The following is a 19,486-nucleotide window of genomic DNA, read 5'->3' as shown; positions in this document are numbered from 1 at the left end:
TTTAAGAATTACGTGCTGATTTTGCTGCATTCATTCCAGCCAGCCTTCCGGTAACTAGAGCGGCTGTAATGTTATATCCTCCTGTATAGCCGTGAATATCCAAAATTTCACCGCAGAAAAATAATCCATCCATTAACCTGGAAGCCATTGTTTGAGGTTCAATTTCTTTAATGGATACTCCGCCACCGGTAACAAATGCTTTTTCAAGCGGAAGTGTACCATTGACCATGAAGGTGAACTGCTTACAGTCTTTTGAGAAGGAACGAAATTTATCATTACTGATGGTATTTCCCTGTGCTGAAAGGTCTATTCCATTACGCTCAAGAAGGAACAATAAATATCGCTCCGGAAGCAATCCTTTTAAGCTGTTTTTAATACTTTTTTTAGGATCCTCTTTAACCGTTTTGACAATCTCCTGAAAAATTGATTCCTCAGTCCTGTCTGGCAGGGCATCAAGGCTCATGGCTGTTTCTTTGAGGTTCCACTTTTTTAGAGCTTTTACAACAAACTGGCTGCATCTTAAAACTGCCGGCCCACTGACGCCAAAATGCGTAAAGATCATATCCATGCGATGAGTAATTAATGGTTTACCTTTTGGATTTAGTACACTTAATCCTATATCCCGAAGAGAAAGTCCCTGGAGAACCTTGTTTTTTATAAAAGGCTCATTTGATGTGACAGGAACCTCCGTTGGGAAAAGATCTGTTATAGTATGACCAGCCTTTTCTGCCCAGGCATAACCATCACCTGTAGAACCAGTATGTGGAACAGATTTACCTCCAACAGCAATCACTATAGACTTTGCGATAATCTTTTCACCATTTTTCAGAAGAACTCCAGAGGTCCGTCCGTTTTCATAAAAAACATTCTTAACAGGAGAGTTTGTCCAAACTTTAATCTTTAGCTGTTCAATTCTCCTGATCAATACATCTACGACAGATTGTGCCTTATCGGAGGCAGGAAACATTCTTCCATGGTCCTCTTCTTTTAAGGCGATTCCCAGGTTCTCAAAAAATCTTATAATATCTTCATTACTAAAAATCGAAAAAGCACTATATAAAAACTTACCGTTTCCAGGCAGGTGCTTTACAATCTCATCAACCGGAAGACGGTTTGTTACATTGCAGCGGCCGCCACCTGAAATTGCAAGTTTTCTCCCCAGTTTGTCCCCTTTATCAATGAGCAGAACTTTTGCTCCGCCTTCTCCCGCTGCAATCGACGCCATTAAACCGGAAGGGCCTCCTCCGATTACCACTACATCAAATTCCATTTCCGTCACCAACTTCATTATTTATTTGTGCAATATATGGAAGTTTTAATAATTAAACTTTAATTACACCCAGCTTCATCACTGGGCGACTGCGCTTTTCCTATTATAAACATTTCCAGGCAGAGTTAAAAGGAAACTGAAAAGGTGAATTTTTTAGAGTTGTTAGTAGCGGAGAGGGGAAAAGAAGAGTAAACTACAAATAGTGTGCAAAAAAAGTCGAAACTCGTAATTATATCTATTATTGGCAGGAAGGGATTATATGTCATCAAAGCTTTTAAGAGGAACGTTTATATTAACAGTTGGCACAATTCTTTCAAAGGTACTGGGTTTAATTTATGTGCTGCCGTTCTATAAAATTGTTGGTTCGGACGGAACAGCACTTTACCAATATTCGTATGTTCCCTATACCATTTTTATAAGTATTGCCACAGCAGGCGTCCCGCTGGCTGTTTCAAAGTTTATCTCTAAATATAATGCCCTGGAAGAGTATGCGGTTGGCCGGAAGCTTTTTAAATCTGGTCTGGTTGTTATGCTTACCACGGGAATCATTGCCTTTTTAATCTTGTATATAGCCTCACCTCTAATAGCCAAAATAAGTTTATCCGAAAATGCAGATGCCGAAAGCCTAAAAGAAGTAGTAACAGTAACGAGAGCTGTAAGTTTTGCTCTTATTGTTGTTCCGTTTATGAGTCTTATACGCGGCTTTTTTCAGGGACATCAGTCCATGGGGCCTTCAGCTGTCTCCCAGGTTGTGGAACAGATTGTCCGTGTCTTGTTTACCCTTCTTGGTGCTTATATTGTTCTAAAGGTTTTACACGGCAGTCTCGTAACAGCTGTCAGCGTAGCGACCTTTGCGGCATTTATAGGGGCAATCGGAAGTCTTGCTGTTTTGTTTTGGTACTGGTATAAACGGAAGCCGTATTTGGATGAATTGCTGGTTCATGATAAAGGAACTATTAATATTTCATTGGGCCAAATTTATAAAGAGATAGTGGTTTATGCGGCACCCTTTGTTTTTGTAGGGATTGCCAATCCGCTTTTTCAGGCCATTGACCAAATGACCTTCAGTAGGGCATTTGACCAGATTGGTCTTGCTAAACAAGCAAAGGATGCATTCTCAATTCTTAACTTTGAATCCCATAAGCTTGTTATTATTCCGGTTTCTCTGGCAACCGCCTTTTCGCTGACACTAGTACCAAGCATTACAAAATCGTTTATTGAAAATGACCGCCAAAGCTTAGTATCTCAATTGAACCAGGCTTTTCAGGTTTTGCTGTATCTGACTGTTCCTGCTGCTGTCGGCCTTTCCTTATTGGCTGACCCAGTATACACCGTCTTTTATGAATATCTTCCAGCAGGAAGTGAAGTTTTGCGTGCCTATGCTCCTGTAGCCATTTTATTTGCCCTTTATTCGGTAACAGCAGCGATTTTGCAGGGAATAAATGAACAGCGGTTTACGATTCTCAGTTTGCTTGTAGGGTTATTGTTAAAGCTGAGCCTGAACATTCCGCTTATTAAGTTAATGCAAACACAAGGGGCTATACTTTCCACCTCTATAGGATATCTTGCAGCAATTTTAATCAATCTTTATGTAATAAAAACGTATTCAAGATATCCTTTCCGCCTTGTGATCAGGAGAACGGTTTTGATTTTGAGTATTTCTGCATTGATGTGGGCTGGAACATTTATGGTATATAAAGTTCTATTGCTTTTCTTGTCGCCTGCATCCACCATGCAATCCATTTTAATTATCATTGTTTGCGCAATTGTTGGAGCAGCGATTTACTTGTACCTCAGCTTTAAATCAAAGCTGATAAATCTATTGTTTGGTGACAGGGTAGAACGTATTAAGAAAAAGCTGCGCCTTCCTGTTTAACTATTTCGAGTGAGGGGATATAAATGAGGCTGGATAAATTGCTCTCAAACCTTGGCTTCGGCAGCCGTAAAGAAGTAAAACAACTTTTAAAGTCAGGGTCCGTCAAAGTAAATGATACTGTTGTAAAGGATGCTAAAATGCATGTTGATCCTGTCAATGAAATCGTTACTTTGAATGGAGAACGAATAGAGTACAGAGAGTTTGTTTATTTGATGATGAACAAGCCTCCGGGTGTTCTCTCAGCTACAGAAGATACGAGGGATGAAACAGTAATAGATTTGCTCCAGATCGAAGATCAGGTTTATAATCCTTTTCCCGTAGGACGACTTGATAAAGATACGGAGGGACTTTTGTTAATCACGAATGATGGACAGCTTTCCCATCGCCTGCTTTCTCCAAAAAAACATGTTCCTAAAACCTATTTTGCGGTCATTGAAGGAGAAGTAACAGAGCGTGATATTGATGCTTTTAAAAAAGGCGTGACCTTGGAGGATGGCTATTTAACAAAGCCAGGTGAATTGAAAATTTTAAAATCAGGAATTACATCGGACATCGAATTGACGATTACTGAGGGGAAATTTCATCAGGTAAAACGAATGTTTGAAGCAGTTGGCAAAAGAGTTGTCTATCTGAAAAGACTCTCAATGGGATCGCTTTTGCTCGATGAAACCCTCGAATTGGGCGAGTACAGAGAATTAACGGATGAAGAAGTACAAATGCTTAAAGACTACCAGGGTAAATAAGAAAAATCGCCCATTTTGCTTGATTTCAACTGTAAGATACTCAAAGAATTTTGTGTATCTTACAGTCTTTTTTTTGCAATACATTTAGTTGAAAAGTATATGTAGATTAGCGCTTCGGGTGGACGCTTGCTGCGGGCGGTCGAGCCGCTTCGCTCGCTGCGCTCAGTCCAGGGTCTCGACTGTCCCGCTGTTCCCGCAGGAGTCACCATTCGCTGCCATTATGTACATAACGACAATAAATTTTTTATAGGATAGTCAAATGTTACAACATTCAAATTAAAAAAATGAAAAAATGTCTCGAGAAAGCATCTCTCGAGACATTTTTTCTAGAATCTGAAATTTCCATTTTAGGCAATTTTTTCTTTTTCAATCAAATATATTTTACGATGTCATTTTCACTTTTTTCTGGGTTGTTGTCCATTTTCCCCTGCTGGGACTAATGACAAGGTCATTATAAGCTAGGACATTTAAGTCTCTTTGTATGGTTCGAGGAGTGATACCAAATTCCTCTACAAGCTGCTGTGTGGAAACAGTTCCATTCTTACAAATAAACATGTAGATGCATTTGATACGGTTTAACATCCGGTTAGTCGAAGGTTTCAAAAAACCACTCCCTATCCTTTTTTCAAACCCATGGCAATTCCTGCGGTTGACAGCTGTGCTGAAGTACTGGCCTCTTATGAAGTTATTATGTAATTTCTTTTCCGCAAACAACTCCTTTTTGGGATGGTTGTTAGTGCATACTCAGATGTCATACATCTAACCTTATTCTAACTCTCTTCCTTTGATATTGCTACAATTAAGTTTGAATTAACACAATATTTACAATATGGAAAACTAAAAAACCTTTAATTTTTGCTTTCCCCCTCTCCTGTTGTATATTATATTTTATCAATAGATGTGTGAATATTATGATTACTTTTTTGCTTTTTTAGAAGAATAATTGATTTTTATTCAATCGGCCCGAGGGATAGGGGAAATAAATATGGAGAACATATTTTTACAAAGCCAATTAGCTAAAATAATTTCGTTTTTTCTTGAAAAATTGTAAGCTTAGTTCAAGCTTGGCAGACTATGTGGGGAAGAGAATACATAATGAAAAGGGTATGGGACTTTTAAGGAGGATCCATTATGACAAATATTAATTGGATGAATGAAGTAGAAAAAAGAAAAGAAGAGCTTATTAAGGACACACAGGAACTCTTGCATATCAGGAGTCTTTTGGACGAGGAAAATCAACTGCCCGATGCTCCCCTCGGAAAGGGAGTGAAAGAGGCTCTGGATTTTATGCTTAGCTTGGGTGAAAAGGATGGCTTTATTTCCAAGAATGTTGGGAATTTGGCGGGCCATCTTGAATTTGGAAAGGGTAAGGAACTGCTGGGCATTCTTTGCCATGTTGATGTGGTTCCCGAAGGTGACGGCTGGACTAGCGGCCCTTTTGATGCAGAAATACGCGACGGAAAAATTTTTGCAAGGGGAGCACTAGATGATAAAGGTCCAACTATGGCTGCATATTATGCAATGAAAATAGTAAAAGAACTTGGACTTCCTTTGAAAAAACGTGTACGCATGATTGTTGGCACAGATGAAGAAAGTAATTGGCGCTGTGTGGATCACTACTTTGAAAATGAAGAAATGCCTACACTTGGTTTTGCACCAGATGCGGATTTCCCTATTATAAATGCAGAGAAGGGGATATCGGATTTTGACCTTGTTCAGGATAAACAAAATGTACCTGCGGAAGAGGCTAGAATTGAGGTTCTTCAATTTGCATCAGGGCGGAGATATAATATGGTTCCTGATTTTGCCACAGCCTCATTAATCGTTCATCAGGAACAAAATGAAATAATACAGCGATTTGAGGATTTTATGAAACAGGCAGGATTAGAAAAGCAATGCCATGTTGATAATGGGGTATTAGTTTTGGAAGTGAAAGGGGTTTCAGCACACGGCATGGAACCAAACAATGGGAAAAATGCAGGACTATACCTAGGCGAATTTCTTTCCCAACTAAACACGGATACCAATGCAGCTCATTATTTTAAATTTCTATCGAAGTATTTTGTGAGTGATTCAAGAGGAGTTAATCTGGGAGTAGCCTATAGTGACGAGGTTTCCGGTGACCTTACTATTAATGCTGGGAAGTTAACTTATTCAAGGGAAAACGGAGGGAAAATAGGGTTAAACCTTCGTTATCCTGTAACCAGCAAGATGGAGGACACAAAAGCTGTATTGGAAGATTTAGTAGTAAAAGAGAATTTTCATATAGATAATTTTTCTGATTCCAAGCCTCACTATGTTGATGAAAGTGATTTTTTAATCCAGACTTTAAAAAAGGTTTATGAAGAGCAAACCGGTGATAAAGCAGAACTGATTGCCATTGGTGGTGGAACCTATGCCCGTTCTTTAAAATCAGGAGTTGCTTTTGGCCCATTGTTCCCAGGTCGTCCAGATATAGCACACCAAAAAGATGAGTATATTTATATTGAGGATTTACTTAGGGCTACGGCGATTTATGCTCAGGCCATTTTTGAATTAGCTTCTAATGAATAATTGATCTGTTTTAAAAAAAATACGGCTGCTGTTCGTCGCGACGATTTGCACGTAAACAAGGGGAGAATACCAGATGGAAACTGTAATACTTAATGGGGAATTAATTGAAAGAAAAGATGCAAGTATCGATGTGGAAGACCGTGGGTATCAATTCGGGGATGGTATTTATGAAGTTATTAGAGTGTATAACGGAAAAATGTTTACAGCTGCGGAACATCTAGAAAGGTTCCAAAGAAGTGCTGAAAATATTGGGATGAATGTTTCTTATTCTATTGGAGAATTAGCAGCTCTCCTTCAGCAGCTAATTGAAAAAAATAGTCTTGAATTAGGAATTGTTTACATGCAGATGTCACGAGGAATTTCTCCTCGGAACCATGCCTTTCCGGCTGCGGAGACAAAACCTACATTAGTGGCCTATACGAGAGAAATGGCCCGCCCCGAAAAAAATATGCAAACCGGAGTTAAGGCTATGCTAACGGAAGATATTCGCTGGCTTCGATGCGATATAAAAAGTCTTAATTTGCTTGGGAATTTACTGGCCAAACAAAAAGCAGTGGAATCTGGCTGTTTTGAGGCTATTCAGCATAGGGGGGAGACTGTTACAGAGGGAAGCTCCTCGAATATCCTAATTGTTAAAGATGGAAAAGTACTTACCCATCCTGCAAATAACCTCATTTTAAATGGGATTACCCGAATGCAGCTGGAGCAAATATGTGTAAATAATAATATTCCTTTTGAAGAACGTACTTTTACAATGAATGAGATGCTGCTTGCAGATGAGGTAATCATGACAAGTACAACCTCAGAAGTAATGCCGGTTTGCGAAATTGACGGCAAGGTGGTAAACGAAGGTGTTCCTGGCTCTGTAACACAAAGGCTCCAGGAGCTGTTTACTGCTGAAATAGAAAAACAATGCGGGGAGATTGTATATTCTTCTTAAACTACAAATGCAAAAGAGTGCAAAAAATTTAAGAACAAAAAGAAGCGTGTTTCTTCCGAAGCACGCTTCTTTACTTAAATATTATTCGTATCTGAATAGATCGCTTGATAGGTACCTCTCACCTGTATCACAGGCAATACATACCACTGTCTGATCCGGTGAGAGGCGCTTTGCCACTTCTAGAGCTGCAAAGCAGGCACCGCCTGAAGATGGTCCCACAAGAATTCCTTCTTCTCTCGCAAGGCGGCGAACCGTTTCATAGGCGTCTTCATCACTAATTGGATGGATTTCATCATAAACATTCTGATTTAGAATGTCGGGAATAAATCCTGGGCTAGTGCCAACTAGTTTATGTCTTCCAGGCTTACCGCCGGATAACACTGGAGATCCTTTAGGTTCTACAACATGTACGGTGATATCCTTATAATGCTCCTTAAGAACTTCCCCAGTACCAGTTATAGTGCCGCCAGTTCCAGCAGTCGCAACAAATGCTCCCAATGGTTGATTAATCTCTTTCATTGCCTCTATGATTTCAAGAGCAGTAGACTTTCTGTGTGCTTCAGGATTTGCTTCGTTTTCAAATTGCATCGGCATAAAACTATTTTCAATTTGTTGAACTAGTTCTTGTGCCTTCTTAATTGAACCTGGCATTTTCTCATCTCCAGGTGTTAAAACAACTTCAGCACCATATGCCTTTAATAAATTAATTCGTTCCAATGTCATAGTATCAGGCATAACCAGGATTGCCTTGTAGCCTCTGGCCGCTGCGTTCATAGCCAGTCCAATTCCTGTATTGCCACTGGTAGGCTCGATGATTGTTGCGCCCTTTTTCAAAAGGCCTGCTTTTTCTGCCTCTATGATCATATTAAAGGCTGCTCTGTCTTTAACACTTCTGCTTGGATTAAAGTATTCAAGCTTTAAATAAACCGCTGCACTATTTTCGGGTACAAGACGGTTTAATTTTAGGAGGGGGGTTTCGCCAATTAAATCAGCAATATTGTTTACTACCTTCATGGAGTTTAACTTCCTTTCTTATATTATCCGCTATTATCCGTAATCTATATTGTATACTTTCAAAGGCTTCCCTATTATCATAAAGAAATATTCTTTCCTTTATCAAATGAAAAGTTTTAATAAGGAAAAAATAAACCAGTGAGGATCATTAAAAATAGTGAATTTTGTTGAAAATAGTCTAAAATGAATGAAAAGGACTGAATTTATGGATAAACATGCACATTTCTTTTATGCCCTTAAATTACCGGAAGAAGTAAAACAGGTTATGAATGATCATTTTCTGTCTTTTAAGGACACTCTGCCTTTTGGAAGCTGGGTGCATCATGAGGATTTGCATATTACCCTTGCTTTTCTTGGGTCAGCACCTGAAGATATTTTGTCATCATCTAGAAGATTTGTGGGGGAAGCCATAAACGGTTTCTCTTCATTTTCATTGGAAATCGACCAGCTTGGTTTTTTTGGAAAAGAAGACTCACCAAGGGTTTTGTGGGCGCATACAGGGGAAAAAGAAGAATTGAAATTATTAAGAAATAAAGTATATAACGCATGTACGGTTGCAGGTTTCAAGCTGGAAACACGGCCATTTCGGCCTCATATTACATTGGCCAGAAGATGGAAGGGTACGGAACCATTTGTAATGAACAAAGCCTCCGATCTATGGCAAAGGATTCAGGATGGACCGATCAAGTTTCACGCTGAAGAGGTTGTCTTATATCAAACTCATTTGGAAAGGTCTCCTAAATATGAGGTAATTTCATCCTATCGGCTTAAATAGAGAAACATGGGAAAAGGGGGGAGACGGCAAATGGGACAGTTAATAAAACTTCAGGATTATATTTCTCGTTACGAAACCGATATTTATTCGTATCCGTCCCGGTTTACAAGGTTAAAAAGACAGCAATGGGAAAAGACACGCGAAAATTGGGAAACGGATGGTATGGATGCTGCAAATCTTTCTTTTTCCTCTTTATTACCTGACGATGAAGAGGAAAAAGAAAAGCGCCCTTTTTTTGCTAAAATGAAAGATCTATTAAGGAAAAATAAGAAGGATGAAGAGGTTTGGATGGAAGAAACAAAAGATATTAAAAGTGAAGAGGAAGAAAATCCTCTTGAATTTACAGTTGATTTCCATGTTAAACCCAAAACGATTGAAGATTTAAAGAAGCAGTATCTCGACCAACTATTTCGGTTCCAATTGAAATGGGCCAGCTCAACTTTGTTTGAAAGGTCCAATCTGCATCCCAAATTCTTTTTCGATGAAAGGCTAAAATTCTTTCTTCAGCGTTTTCCAGATACTTATTTATGTATGTATAAACCTATTTTTCTCTTAAAAAAGGCTCCAGTGGAAACGGAGGCAATCCTGCTGACACCTTCAGAAGCCTGGTGTATTACCTTCTTGGAGGAAGAAGATTTATCAGTTTATATAGGTTCGCCTGACCGTTTTTGGGAGAAAAAGAGAAATACAAAAGAAAGTAAAATATTGAATCCTCTTTTGGCGCTAAATCGTACTGAAAAGATTATAAGGAAAATATTTCATATGAACGAAATTGAACTTCCTATACATAAACTATTATTAAGCCGGAACGGGTATATTGATTATCCGTCATCTCCTTTCGATGTAAAACTGGTGGATTCCAGAAATTTTGAAGAATGGTTTCAATCCATGCGGTCGAATAAATCTCCTCTTAAACACATGCAGTTAAAGGGTGCGCAAGCTTTGCTCCAATACTGCCAGACTTCAAGCCTCAGAAGAATGGAGTGGGAAGAGACGGAGTAGTCCAGCTGAAATCGAAGCAGGCAAATAAAAAGTAGAAATCTATACTCTTTCTAAGGTGATGTATGAAGAAAATCTATTTTATTGTTAATCCTGCAGCAGGAAACGGACAATGCTTAAAGACCTGGAAACTGCTTGAAGGAATATTAAGTAAAAAAAATATTAGTTATCTGGCCATTTTTACCGAATACCCTGGCCATGCGAAAGAGCTAGCCTGGCAGATAGCTTCAAAGAGCCATTCAGAAGAAATGATTTTGGTTGCTGTTGGCGGTGATGGAACAGTCCATGAGATGATAAATGGTCTTATCCATTTTCCGGATTTCAATTTTGGATTTATCCCTGGTGGATCAGGGAATGATTTTTCCAGAGGTTTCCTTATTCCTTCGAATCCTGCTGAAGCAGCTGAAATGATTATTAGGCTTTCCAGTGAGCCTGGGGTACTGATTGATGTTGGAAAGATAACTATGGATGAGGAATACTTTTTTATTAACAATATGGGCGTTGGGTTTGATGCTTTGATATCTTATGAGGTAAACCGCTCTAAAGCGAAACGGATATTGAATAAGCTGTCATTGGGCCGGCTTGTTTATGTATACTTTCTTCTTAAAAAACTTGCCGGATATAAACGAGGGAATATCCAGCTTGAGATGGAGGGAAAGCATTATATTTTTGAGGATGCCTGGTTTGTGAGCGTTTCCAATCAGCCATATTACGGAGGAGGAATGAAAATTGCTCCTAATGCATCCACAGAGGATGGTTTATTTGATATAACAGCTGTACACAAGATATCAAAAATAAAGCTCTTGCTTGTATTTATAAGTGTGTTTTACGGAAAGCATATTTCTTTCAAAGGGGTTAGGACATTTAGAGGAAAAAAGGTATCAATAAGGTCTTCAATACCTCTTTTTGTACATGCTGACGGGGAACATATTGGCCAGACTCCCCTTACGATCGAACTCCTGCCGGGAGCTATCCGTGTGTTAACGAAAGCGTCAGAAACCAAGGATGAAAATTTAAAAGATTGGGGTGCAGAAAGTGGACTTTAAACGTGAATTTTTTGCTTATCTAGATGAAATGCAGAGGGTAACCATTTTACTACCCCTCACCTATCATAACGGAAATTCTTCTGCTTTTTCACTGCAATACGGCTCTTACGGCTTAGAACTGGAAGTAAAAGAAGTTTCGCAAATTGACCAGTATAGGAAATATATTTGTTCGGTCCCGGAGGAGGTAAGTCTGGGTGTTACCTCCTGGATTATTGATGAACATGGGGGAAGAACCGACTTGCAAACAGGTGCCGTTATCCGGACAGCCCGCTTTGAGGAGAAGTTTTATTACGATGGCATTGACCTTGGGGTCTCTATTAAACATGGAGAAACACAATTTAAACTTTGGGCCCCTACTGCTGTACAGGTGAAAATTAAATTATTGTCACCTGACAGCCCCTATTTTGAAATTGTAAAATTGCAAAGGGAAGACAGAGGGATTTGGTCTGCCTCCATTCCTCGCGATCTGGAAGGATTCCGCTATTCTTATTTATTATTAATTGATCAGGAATGGAACGAAGCTGTTGACCCATACGCAGTCTCAGCAACGCCGAATGGGGAGTTTGGCGTGATCGTCAATCTCGAAAAAACAAGAATCAGCCATTCTCCTTTGCCGGCCTTTAACAATCCGGTAGACGCTATTATCTATGAAACACATATTAGAGATTTTACAATACATCCAAGTAGTGGAGCTATGGAAAAAGGTAAATATTTAGGAGCTGCAGAAGCAGGGACATCAGATTTCCAGGGCAGACCAACTGGAATGTCCTATTTAAAGGATCTTGGGGTGACACATGTAGAATTTCTTCCGTTTAACGACTTTGCGGGAGTAGATGAACTTGATCCGGATCTCCAGTATAATTGGGGATATAATCCTCTCCACTTTAATGTACCTGAGGGAAGCTTTAGTTCCAATCCGGTTGATCCCTATTCGAGAATTAAGGAATTAAAAGAGATGATTCGCCGCTTCCATGAAAACGGATTAAGAGTGATTATGGATGCAGTGTATAACCATGTTTATATAAGGGAATCTTCTCCCTTTGAAAAAATAGTCCCTGGTTATTATTTCAGGCACGATGAATATGGCATGCCTTCTAACGGTACGGGGGTAGGAAATGATATTGCCTCCGAACGGCTGATGGCCAGGAAATTTATTCTTGATTCAGTCCGTTTTTGGATGGAGGAATATAGAATCGACGGTATTCGTTTTGATTTAATGGGTATCTTGGATGTCAATACGATGAATGAAATAAAAAAAGTAGCAGAAAGTATCAACCCTGAAGTGATCCTGTTTGGAGAAGGCTGGGATCTTAATACTCCTTTGGAGGCTGGCCAAAAGGCAATTATAAGAAATCAGTCGAAAATGATGGGGATTGGCCAATTTAATGACTTGTTCAGAGATACAATAAAGGGATGCACATTTAATTTATATGATAAAGGGTATGCCTTGGGAAATGAGCACTATTTCGACGCTGCTAAAGAGGTTTTAACAGGCAGTATAGGCTTTAAAAAGAAAGAAAAGGGACTGTTTAGTGAGCCTTCACAATCCGTCAATTATGTAGAAGCTCATGATAATAATACGCTTTGGGATAAACTGCTTGCCTGTTTTCCAGATACAGACACAAATGACCTAAGATTCTATCACCGGCTGGCCACTAGTCTTGTCTTCCTTTCGCAAGGGATTCCGTTTCTTCATAGCGGACAGGAGTTCTTTAGAACAAAGAAAGGCGTAGGAAACAGCTACCGATCTCCTGATGCTATTAATCAGCTGGATTGGGACAGACGGGCCGATTTTAATGAAAACGTGGAGTATATTAAGGGAATAATCAGCCTGAGAAAATTTTTCGGATGCTTCCGAATGAGGACAGCGGATGAAATACGACGTAGAATTACCCAGCTTGAATTACCTTCCCCGTTAATTGGCTTTCATTATAACTTGGTAAATGATGACAATGGGTGGTCAGAAGTACTTCTATTGGTAAACCCTACACTTTCGGCTGCTAAAATTAAGCTTCCTCCTGGGGAATGGACGATTTTTGCAGATAGAGTGCGTGCTGGATTAAATCCTTTATCTGCCTCTGCAAATGAAGATACAGAGCTTGATGCTGTAAGTATTAAAATTTTAGCAAAAAAATAACAGTCCTTTGCTTTTTGTTTATTCTCTGATGGGGTTGACGAAAAAAGCATTTTAAGGATAAAATTTATAAAGATGGCTATTGTGATCGATGGTTTCAATAGCTGTCTTTTTATTTTAATAAAACAATTTCTTTAAATAGATTAGCTAGCCTTTTCGGCTAAGCTGTTAAATTTAGATATATCCTTTATCACATATGATAATTGTTGAACAATTCCGATTTAAACGCCCGGAGGCCCAGATCGTAAAACAGGGAATACTGGCGTTTGAAGCAGGATTAAATGTAGGTGACCAATTTTGGAAGATTTATTAGGACAAGAGTGGGAAATTGTCCCTGCTGGCGGTGCCACTGGAGAGGCTTTCTTTGCTAGATGTGAAGATCAGGAACTGTTCTTAAAACGTAATTCTTCTCCTTTTCTTGCTGTTCTGTCAGCAGAAGGAATCGTCCCAAAGCTTGTTTGGACGAAAAGACTGGAAAACGGGGATGTAATCTCCGCACAGCAGTGGCTAACCGGGAGAGAGCTTAAAGCACCAGAGATGAACCAGGATCGTGTTGCAAAGCTTCTCAGGAAAATACACCGCTCCAAACCTATGCTCGGTATGCTTAGGAGACTTGGGAAAGTACCGCTTCAGCCAGAGAATTTGCTGGAAATGGCCACGACAGATCTGGATGCTGAAATTATCGCTCTTCCTGAGGTACAAAAGGCCCTGGCCTTTGTAAGGAAAGAGGCAGACAGCGTCCAAAGTGATGAGCAGGTTGTTTGTCATGGTGATTTGAACCATAACAACTGGCTGCTTGCAGAAAACAACCAGTTGTACCTAATAGATTGGGATGGTGCCATGGTCGCTGATCCGGCCATTGATTTAGGGCAAATGCTTTATTGGTATATTCCGGAGTCAGATTGGGATAGCTGGATGGACTTGTATGGGAAAAAGATAACCAGCCATCTCAAGCTTAGAATGAAATGGTATGTGACTCTTCAATCCCTTTCATCTATCCAATGGAATAAAAATAAAGGCCGTTTTCAAGAAATGGAACGGCTTATCGAGTTTTTAGCGGTAATTACCAATCATGAAAATTGATCGATACTGCTGACCCAATCAGAAAGGCGATCTTGGTTGGACGTAATATGCTGGTCCAAGTCGGCTGACTGGGCACCATGCTGTCCGTATTCATAGATCTCTTCAAGAATTATTTTTACATTTTGGTTTATCTGAGTATTAACCATAAGAGATTTGACCAAACGCTCCAATTGTTCGCATTCGGCGACGGAACCACAGCAGTCAGTTTGTTGATTGCTTAATATATCTTTTAACAAGTTAACTTGGTCATGATGACTTAAAGGCATGCAAGCACTTCCTTTCGGTTAATAAGGTGATTAAAAGGAATCCACAGATAGGTTGTGGATTCCTTTTGTCATTTATTCACAGACAAAGAATTCCAAATATAAAAGAGGCTTGCAAGGATAGTTTTTGTTTGGTATGTTTTGAACGATATTATTTTTTTGGGAGTTGTAGTTATGCGGCTAAGAAATAAGCCCTGGGCAAGTGAAAAAATAGAGCAGCATCCACAATATATTGTGCCCTCACCTGAAAACTTTAAAGGTAAATGGCACGAAGCTTTTGCTAAAAATCAGGCGCTTCATATTGAAATAGGGACCGGTAAAGGACGGTTTATCACAGAAATGGCCAAAGCGCACCCTGATATTAACTATATTGGGATAGAGATTTACGAAAGTATCATTGTTGCGGCACTTGATCGTTTAATCGAAGCAGATCTTCCCAATCTAAAGCTTTTGAATGTCAATGCCACTGATTTAAAAAACTTTTTTGAAAAAAATGATGTTGACCGGGTATACCTGAATTTTTCCGATCCCTGGCCAAAGGTTCGCCATGTGAAAAGGCGCCTTACCTATAAAGATTTCCTGAAAATATACGAGGATATTCTTGTGGATGGCGGAGAAATCCATTTTAAAACAGATAATCAGGGACTATTTGAATATTCATTAATGAGTTTCTCGGAATATGGACTGTTATTAAAATTCCTGAGCTTAGATCTCCATCAGAGCAATTATGAAGGAAATATAATGACGGAATACGAAGAGAAGTTTTCAAATAAAGGAAACAGAATATACAGATGTGAAGTTAAGTACAGATAGGAAGAAAAGGCCAGGTCATTCGACCAGGCCTTTCTTATTATTTTTAAATTACTAACCTGGATGCTAAAATGGGGAAAAAGGGGTTGAGGGTAGAAGTGGAGACATTAAAATTTGGTGAGGTAGCGCTTACATGGCTGCCTGGTGGTGTAACCAATCTTGATGGTGGAGCAATGTTTGGAGTAGTACCGAAACCATTGTGGGCGAAAAAGTATCCTTGTAATGAAAAGAATCAGATTGAGCTTCGGACTGATCCAATACTTCTTCAGGCACAAGGAAAAAACTTTTTAATCGAAACTGGCATAGGAAAAGGAAAATTAACCGAAAAGCAGTTAAGAAATTATGGGACTACTGAAGAGTCAGAGGTAGAGGAAGCATTATCAAAGCTTGGACTTTCAACTTTTGACATCGATTATATTTTAATGACCCATCTTCATTTTGACCATGCATGCGGTTTAACAAAAAAGGAAGAGGAAGGTTATTCTTCTGTTTTTCCAAATGCAAAAATAGTTGTATCACAGATCGAATGGGATGAAATGAGAACGCCTAATATTCGTTCGAGAAATACATATTGGAAGGAAAATTGGGAATCCATACAGGAGCAGGTAGAAACCTTTGAAGAAGAGTGGAGCCTTGGCCCTGTCAAAATGGTTCACACAGGCGGCCATAGTAATGGACATGCTATCATTGTTATTGAATCAGATGGTGAGACTGTTGTTCATATGGCCGATATTATGCCAACTCACGCCCATCAAAATGTCCTCTGGGTGCTTGCGTATGATGATTATCCAATGGACTCTATTTCGGGAAAACAAAAATGGCTGGAATATGGTAAAAAGAAAAATGCCTGGTTTACTTTCTATCATGATGCATATTATCGGGCAGTAAAGTGGGACGAGGATTGGAAAATAGGCAAGAGTGTAAAAAGAGAAAGATAGGGACAAAAAGTAAAGCAAGTACGAATTCGTACTTGCTTTACTTTTTTAGCTAATCAGAATTTATATCCCTAAATTCTGAACGCACGACGGACAGGAAGTCCTAGTCAGGCGAAAGGCACAGGATGTGCCGATTTGAGCGTGATAAGTAAAACTAGGGCATCCGCCAAAGGGACTTGGCGAATGCCAAGTTTTTCTAATCATTCACTTAGCGACTAATTACAGGATAGCAGCTTCCATAATCGTGCGCCTGTACTATTTTCTTACCATAAGAAAAATGGAATAACGAATCCTGCTGCAAATGGAATGAAAGCTCGAGGTCCCCAAAATGGTCTTGGGCGCAAAAAGCCATAGCCATAGCCATCCTGCCCATCGGACCCACCAAATTCTTCAATTTCCAGCCCGTCTTTTCGAACCTTGACGACCTTTCCGATTGCCCATTCTCCTTGGGCATTTTTATACTTTACCATTTGACCCTCTAAACGGCGTGCTTCTTCATAATTTAAAGACATCTAAATTCTCCTTTCCATTAGACTTGATATAGAATATGGAGAATTCGTAAAGTTGTATAGACAGACAAACTATACTCGTCTTTTTTTGAAATGAGATACAGCGCAAATTTATAAAAGCCAACACTGAGCAGGAAGGTGATAGCAGGTCTTTTAGGCCAAAACTAGGCGGATTCCAGGAGAAATGTCCTTGAACAGTCTCTCAAGGACAAGCCTGATTGTACGTAAAATGTCCATTAGCCGGTCTATTTCATGTCAGCGGATTAACTTCAAGGATTGTCCCGGTAGTTGCATCTGCAATAAACTCATACTGTTCCTGACTGCCCTGGGTAATTCCGCCTTTGTAGACCTTATATGTAAGCTGGTTTTTTACCAAAGGTTCCGCTTCCATATGAATCCAAGAACCGGTGACGGGTCCGATTACTTTAAATTGTTTTTTTACATGGTTAAGGACCTTTTCAGAAGAAATATTTGTTTTTTGGGATAGGGTCTCTTTTATTGCATAACCGCTTGCTATACCAAACGCTGTCCCGATAAAAAAAGATTTCCAATTCAAATTCATCTCAGCACCTCCAAAACTAAATAAATTAATATTTCAATTAACATAGCTATATATACCAACAGTATAACGTACAGGTGAAAAAGATGATAATAGTATTACCTGAGTTCTTAATCAATATGGTGGAAAGAATTCAGATGTTTCTGTAAAATGAATGTATACATATAAGCATTAAATGAAAAGGAGCCTGGACATGAACGAGAAAACATTAAAGCTTTTCCAAACACTTACAGAGCTTCCGGGAGTATCGGGAGATGAACATTTAGTCAGGAAATTTATGAGAGAGCAGCTTGAGCCATATGCAGATAAAATCATTCAGGATAATCTTGGAAGCATCTTTGGAGTAAAGAAAGGCTCTGAAAGTGGCCCTGTGGTTATGGTTGCAGGCCATATGGATGAAGTAGGCTTCATGGTTACTGCTATTACGGATAATGGAATGCTCCGTTTTCAGCCTCTGGGTGGCTGGTGGAGCCAGGTTCTTCTGGCACAAAGAGTACAAATTTTAACAAAAAATGGGCCTGTTACTGGTGTTATTGGTTCTATCCCTCCACATCTTCTCGATGAAGCAAAACGAAACAAGCCAATGGAAATCAAAAATATGCTGATAGATATTGGAGCAGATGACCGTGCAGATGCTGAAAGAATTGGAATTCGTCCGGGACAATCAATCGTGCCGATTTGCCCATTCACCCCAATGGCGAATGAGAAAAAAATTCTTGCTAAAGCATGGGATAACCGTTATGGCTGCGGACTGGCAATTGAACTACTGCAGGAACTAAGTGACGTTCAATTGCCAAATATTCTCTATTCCGGGGCCACTGTACAGGAAGAAGTAGGTTTAAGAGGAGCACAGACGGCTTCTAATATGATCAACCCTGATATCTTTTTTGCCTTGGATGCCAGCCCGGCCAATGATATGTCAGGAAGCAAAAATGAATTTGGCCAACTAGGAAAAGGTACTTTGCTGAGAATTCTCGACAGATCCATGGTAACACACAGGGGAATGCGTGAATTCGTTCTTGATACAGCAGAATCCAATAAGATCCCCTATCAATATTTTGTTTCCCAGGGTGGAACCGACGCAGGAAGAGTCCACACCTCCAATGAGGGAGTGCCGAGTGCTGTTATCGGTATTTGCTCTCGCTATATTCATACCAGCGGCTCTATCATTCATGTGGATGACTATGCGGCTGCAAAGGAATTATTGGTAAAGCTTGTTAAAGCTTGCGATAAAACGACGGTGGATACAATCAAATCTAACAGTTAAAAAATATATAGAAGCGGAGGAGGGCATTCACCATGCCCTCTTTTGCTGGATTTGACGAAAACGAGGTTATTGTTTTTTAAAGGAGAGAATCAGCATGAGAGTAGTCATTGGCTCAAAAAATCCTGCAAAAATTGAGGCAGTTAAAAATGCTTTTTTAAATCTACAGGCAGAGTTTATCTCTTTGGATGTTTCCTCTGGTGTTAATGCCATGCCTTTTTCTGATGAGGAAACAATAAAAGGTGCTGTTAATCGTGCTATGGCATCTTTGGAAAACGCTGATGGCGATTTTGGTATTGGCCTTGAAGGCGGGGTTCAGGAGACAAGCCACGGGCTGTTTTTATCAAACTGGGGAGCGCTTGCGGCAAAAGGGATTCCACCTATTATTGCAGGAGGAGCAAGAATATTGCTTCCGGAAGAAATCGCGGTTAGATTAAGGGACGGAGAAGAACTAGGGCCTGTAATGGATGACTATGCAAGAAAACAGAATGTACGAAAAAAAGAAGGCGCAATAGGTATCTTTACGAATGGGTTTATTGATAGAGCTGAAATGTTTACTCATATCATGAAACTGCTTTTAGGACAATATCAATTCCGTACTAAGTAGACCAAAGAATTTTGTTTTTATTGGAGCCCATGGGGGAAAGATAAAAATGGGTGAAGAGTCCGGTTCAAATATTAGACCCGATACCAAATAGACTGTTATGATGATA

General features: G+C 39.6%; 19 protein-coding genes. 13 read left to right on the top strand and 6 right to left on the bottom strand.

Annotation, left to right across the window (positions count from 1 at the left end):
* Position 1 precedes the first annotated feature (1 nt).
* On the bottom strand, positions 2 to 1,270 hold the full coding sequence (locus AC3WR0_RS03150; protein WP_492550936.1) for a BaiN/RdsA family NAD(P)/FAD-dependent oxidoreductase: 1,269 nt from the start codon (positions 1,268 to 1,270) through the stop codon (positions 2 to 4).
* Between the two features lie 259 nt (positions 1,271 to 1,529).
* Here AC3WR0_RS03150 and AC3WR0_RS03145 point away from each other — a divergent pair, with 259 nt between their 5' ends.
* Positions 1,530 to 3,146, top strand: a complete 1,617-nt coding sequence (locus tag AC3WR0_RS03145) for a putative polysaccharide biosynthesis protein (RefSeq protein ID WP_492550935.1) — start codon at positions 1,530 to 1,532, stop codon at positions 3,144 to 3,146.
* Between the two features lie 23 nt (positions 3,147 to 3,169).
* Positions 3,170 to 3,889 carry a pseudouridine synthase gene (locus tag AC3WR0_RS03140; RefSeq protein WP_492550934.1) on the top strand — a complete coding sequence of 240 codons (720 nt, stop codon included), beginning with the start codon at positions 3,170 to 3,172 and terminating at the stop codon, positions 3,887 to 3,889.
* Between the two features lie 381 nt (positions 3,890 to 4,270).
* Here AC3WR0_RS03140 and AC3WR0_RS03135 read toward each other — a convergent pair whose 3' ends face one another.
* Positions 4,271 to 4,492, bottom strand: a complete 222-nt coding sequence (locus AC3WR0_RS03135) for a DeoR family transcriptional regulator (RefSeq protein ID WP_081680106.1) — start codon at positions 4,490 to 4,492, stop codon at positions 4,271 to 4,273.
* 528 nt (positions 4,493 to 5,020) lie between these two features.
* Between AC3WR0_RS03135 and pepV the strand changes: the two genes are divergently transcribed.
* Both pepV and dat read left to right on the top strand, forming a co-directional pair.
* Positions 5,021 to 6,442 (top strand): dipeptidase PepV, encoded by a 1,422-nt coding sequence (pepV, locus tag AC3WR0_RS03130; RefSeq protein WP_492550933.1) that lies wholly within the window; start codon positions 5,021 to 5,023, stop codon positions 6,440 to 6,442.
* Positions 6,443 to 6,515: 73 nt separating this feature from the next.
* Positions 6,516 to 7,382: a D-amino-acid transaminase gene (dat, locus tag AC3WR0_RS03125; protein ID WP_492550932.1), complete on the top strand. Its 867-nt coding sequence runs from the start codon at positions 6,516 to 6,518 to the stop codon at positions 7,380 to 7,382.
* Positions 7,383 to 7,463: 81 nt separating this feature from the next.
* On the opposite strand, the gene cysK is transcribed toward dat, so the two are convergent.
* Positions 7,464 to 8,396 (bottom strand): cysteine synthase A, encoded by a 933-nt coding sequence (gene cysK, locus AC3WR0_RS03120; RefSeq protein WP_492550931.1) that lies wholly within the window; start codon positions 8,394 to 8,396, stop codon positions 7,464 to 7,466.
* A 205-nt stretch (positions 8,397 to 8,601) separates the two neighbouring features.
* On the opposite strand from cysK, the gene thpR reads away from it, so the two are divergent.
* From thpR to AC3WR0_RS03095, 5 genes are all read left to right on the top strand, one after another.
* Positions 8,602 to 9,171 carry an RNA 2',3'-cyclic phosphodiesterase gene (gene thpR / locus AC3WR0_RS03115; RefSeq protein ID WP_492550930.1) on the top strand — a complete coding sequence of 190 codons (570 nt, stop codon included), beginning with the start codon at positions 8,602 to 8,604 and terminating at the stop codon, positions 9,169 to 9,171.
* A gap of 30 nt (positions 9,172 to 9,201) precedes the next feature.
* Complete coding sequence (locus tag AC3WR0_RS03110) at positions 9,202 to 10,173, top strand: NERD domain-containing protein (protein WP_492550929.1); 972 nt, start codon at positions 9,202 to 9,204, stop codon at positions 10,171 to 10,173.
* Between the two features lie 62 nt (positions 10,174 to 10,235).
* Positions 10,236 to 11,216: a diacylglycerol/lipid kinase family protein gene (locus tag AC3WR0_RS03105; RefSeq protein ID WP_492550928.1), complete on the top strand. Its 981-nt coding sequence runs from the start codon at positions 10,236 to 10,238 to the stop codon at positions 11,214 to 11,216.
* Complete coding sequence (gene pulA / locus AC3WR0_RS03100; RefSeq protein ID WP_492550927.1) at positions 11,206 to 13,353, top strand: type I pullulanase; 2,148 nt, start codon at positions 11,206 to 11,208, stop codon at positions 13,351 to 13,353. The genes AC3WR0_RS03105 and pulA overlap by 11 nt, the downstream gene beginning before the upstream one ends.
* A gap of 294 nt (positions 13,354 to 13,647) precedes the next feature.
* Positions 13,648 to 14,433 (top strand): phosphotransferase, encoded by a 786-nt coding sequence (locus tag AC3WR0_RS03095; protein ID WP_492550926.1) that lies wholly within the window; start codon positions 13,648 to 13,650, stop codon positions 14,431 to 14,433.
* On the opposite strand, the gene AC3WR0_RS03090 is transcribed toward AC3WR0_RS03095, so the two are convergent.
* The gene (locus tag AC3WR0_RS03090) at positions 14,421 to 14,699 is read right to left on the bottom strand and encodes a YtzH-like family protein (RefSeq protein ID WP_492550925.1); all 279 of its coding nucleotides are present in this window, start codon (positions 14,697 to 14,699) and stop codon (positions 14,421 to 14,423) included. The two genes, AC3WR0_RS03095 and AC3WR0_RS03090, sit on opposite strands and share 13 nt — an antisense overlap.
* A gap of 171 nt (positions 14,700 to 14,870) precedes the next feature.
* On the opposite strand from AC3WR0_RS03090, the gene trmB reads away from it, so the two are divergent.
* Entirely contained in the window at positions 14,871 to 15,509 is a 639-nt protein-coding gene (gene trmB, locus AC3WR0_RS03085; protein ID WP_492550924.1) for a tRNA (guanosine(46)-N7)-methyltransferase TrmB, read from the top strand.
* Positions 15,510 to 15,604: 95 nt separating this feature from the next.
* On the top strand, positions 15,605 to 16,444 hold the full coding sequence (locus AC3WR0_RS03080) for a YtnP family quorum-quenching lactonase (RefSeq protein WP_492550982.1): 840 nt from the start codon (positions 15,605 to 15,607) through the stop codon (positions 16,442 to 16,444).
* Between the two features lie 260 nt (positions 16,445 to 16,704).
* Here AC3WR0_RS03080 and AC3WR0_RS03075 read toward each other — a convergent pair whose 3' ends face one another.
* Both AC3WR0_RS03075 and AC3WR0_RS03070 read right to left on the bottom strand, forming a co-directional pair.
* The gene (locus AC3WR0_RS03075) at positions 16,705 to 16,953 is read right to left on the bottom strand and encodes a hypothetical protein (RefSeq protein ID WP_492550923.1); all 249 of its coding nucleotides are present in this window, start codon (positions 16,951 to 16,953) and stop codon (positions 16,705 to 16,707) included.
* A gap of 247 nt (positions 16,954 to 17,200) precedes the next feature.
* Positions 17,201 to 17,512: a PepSY domain-containing protein gene (locus AC3WR0_RS03070; protein ID WP_492550922.1), complete on the bottom strand. Its 312-nt coding sequence runs from the start codon at positions 17,510 to 17,512 to the stop codon at positions 17,201 to 17,203.
* 190 nt (positions 17,513 to 17,702) lie between these two features.
* Between AC3WR0_RS03070 and AC3WR0_RS03065 the strand changes: the two genes are divergently transcribed.
* Together AC3WR0_RS03065 and AC3WR0_RS03060 are read left to right on the top strand one after the other, a co-directional pair.
* Complete coding sequence (locus AC3WR0_RS03065; RefSeq protein ID WP_492550921.1) at positions 17,703 to 18,776, top strand: M42 family metallopeptidase; 1,074 nt, start codon at positions 17,703 to 17,705, stop codon at positions 18,774 to 18,776.
* Between the two features lie 94 nt (positions 18,777 to 18,870).
* A complete protein-coding gene (locus AC3WR0_RS03060) occupies positions 18,871 to 19,380 on the top strand; it encodes a DUF84 family protein (protein WP_492550920.1) in 510 nt (169 codons plus the stop codon).
* Positions 19,381 to 19,486: the final 106 nt, after the last annotated feature.

It is taken from the genome of Neobacillus sp. FW104-15D2, from assembly GCF_058790155.1.
This window is presented reverse-complemented; position numbering and strand designations above follow the sequence as displayed.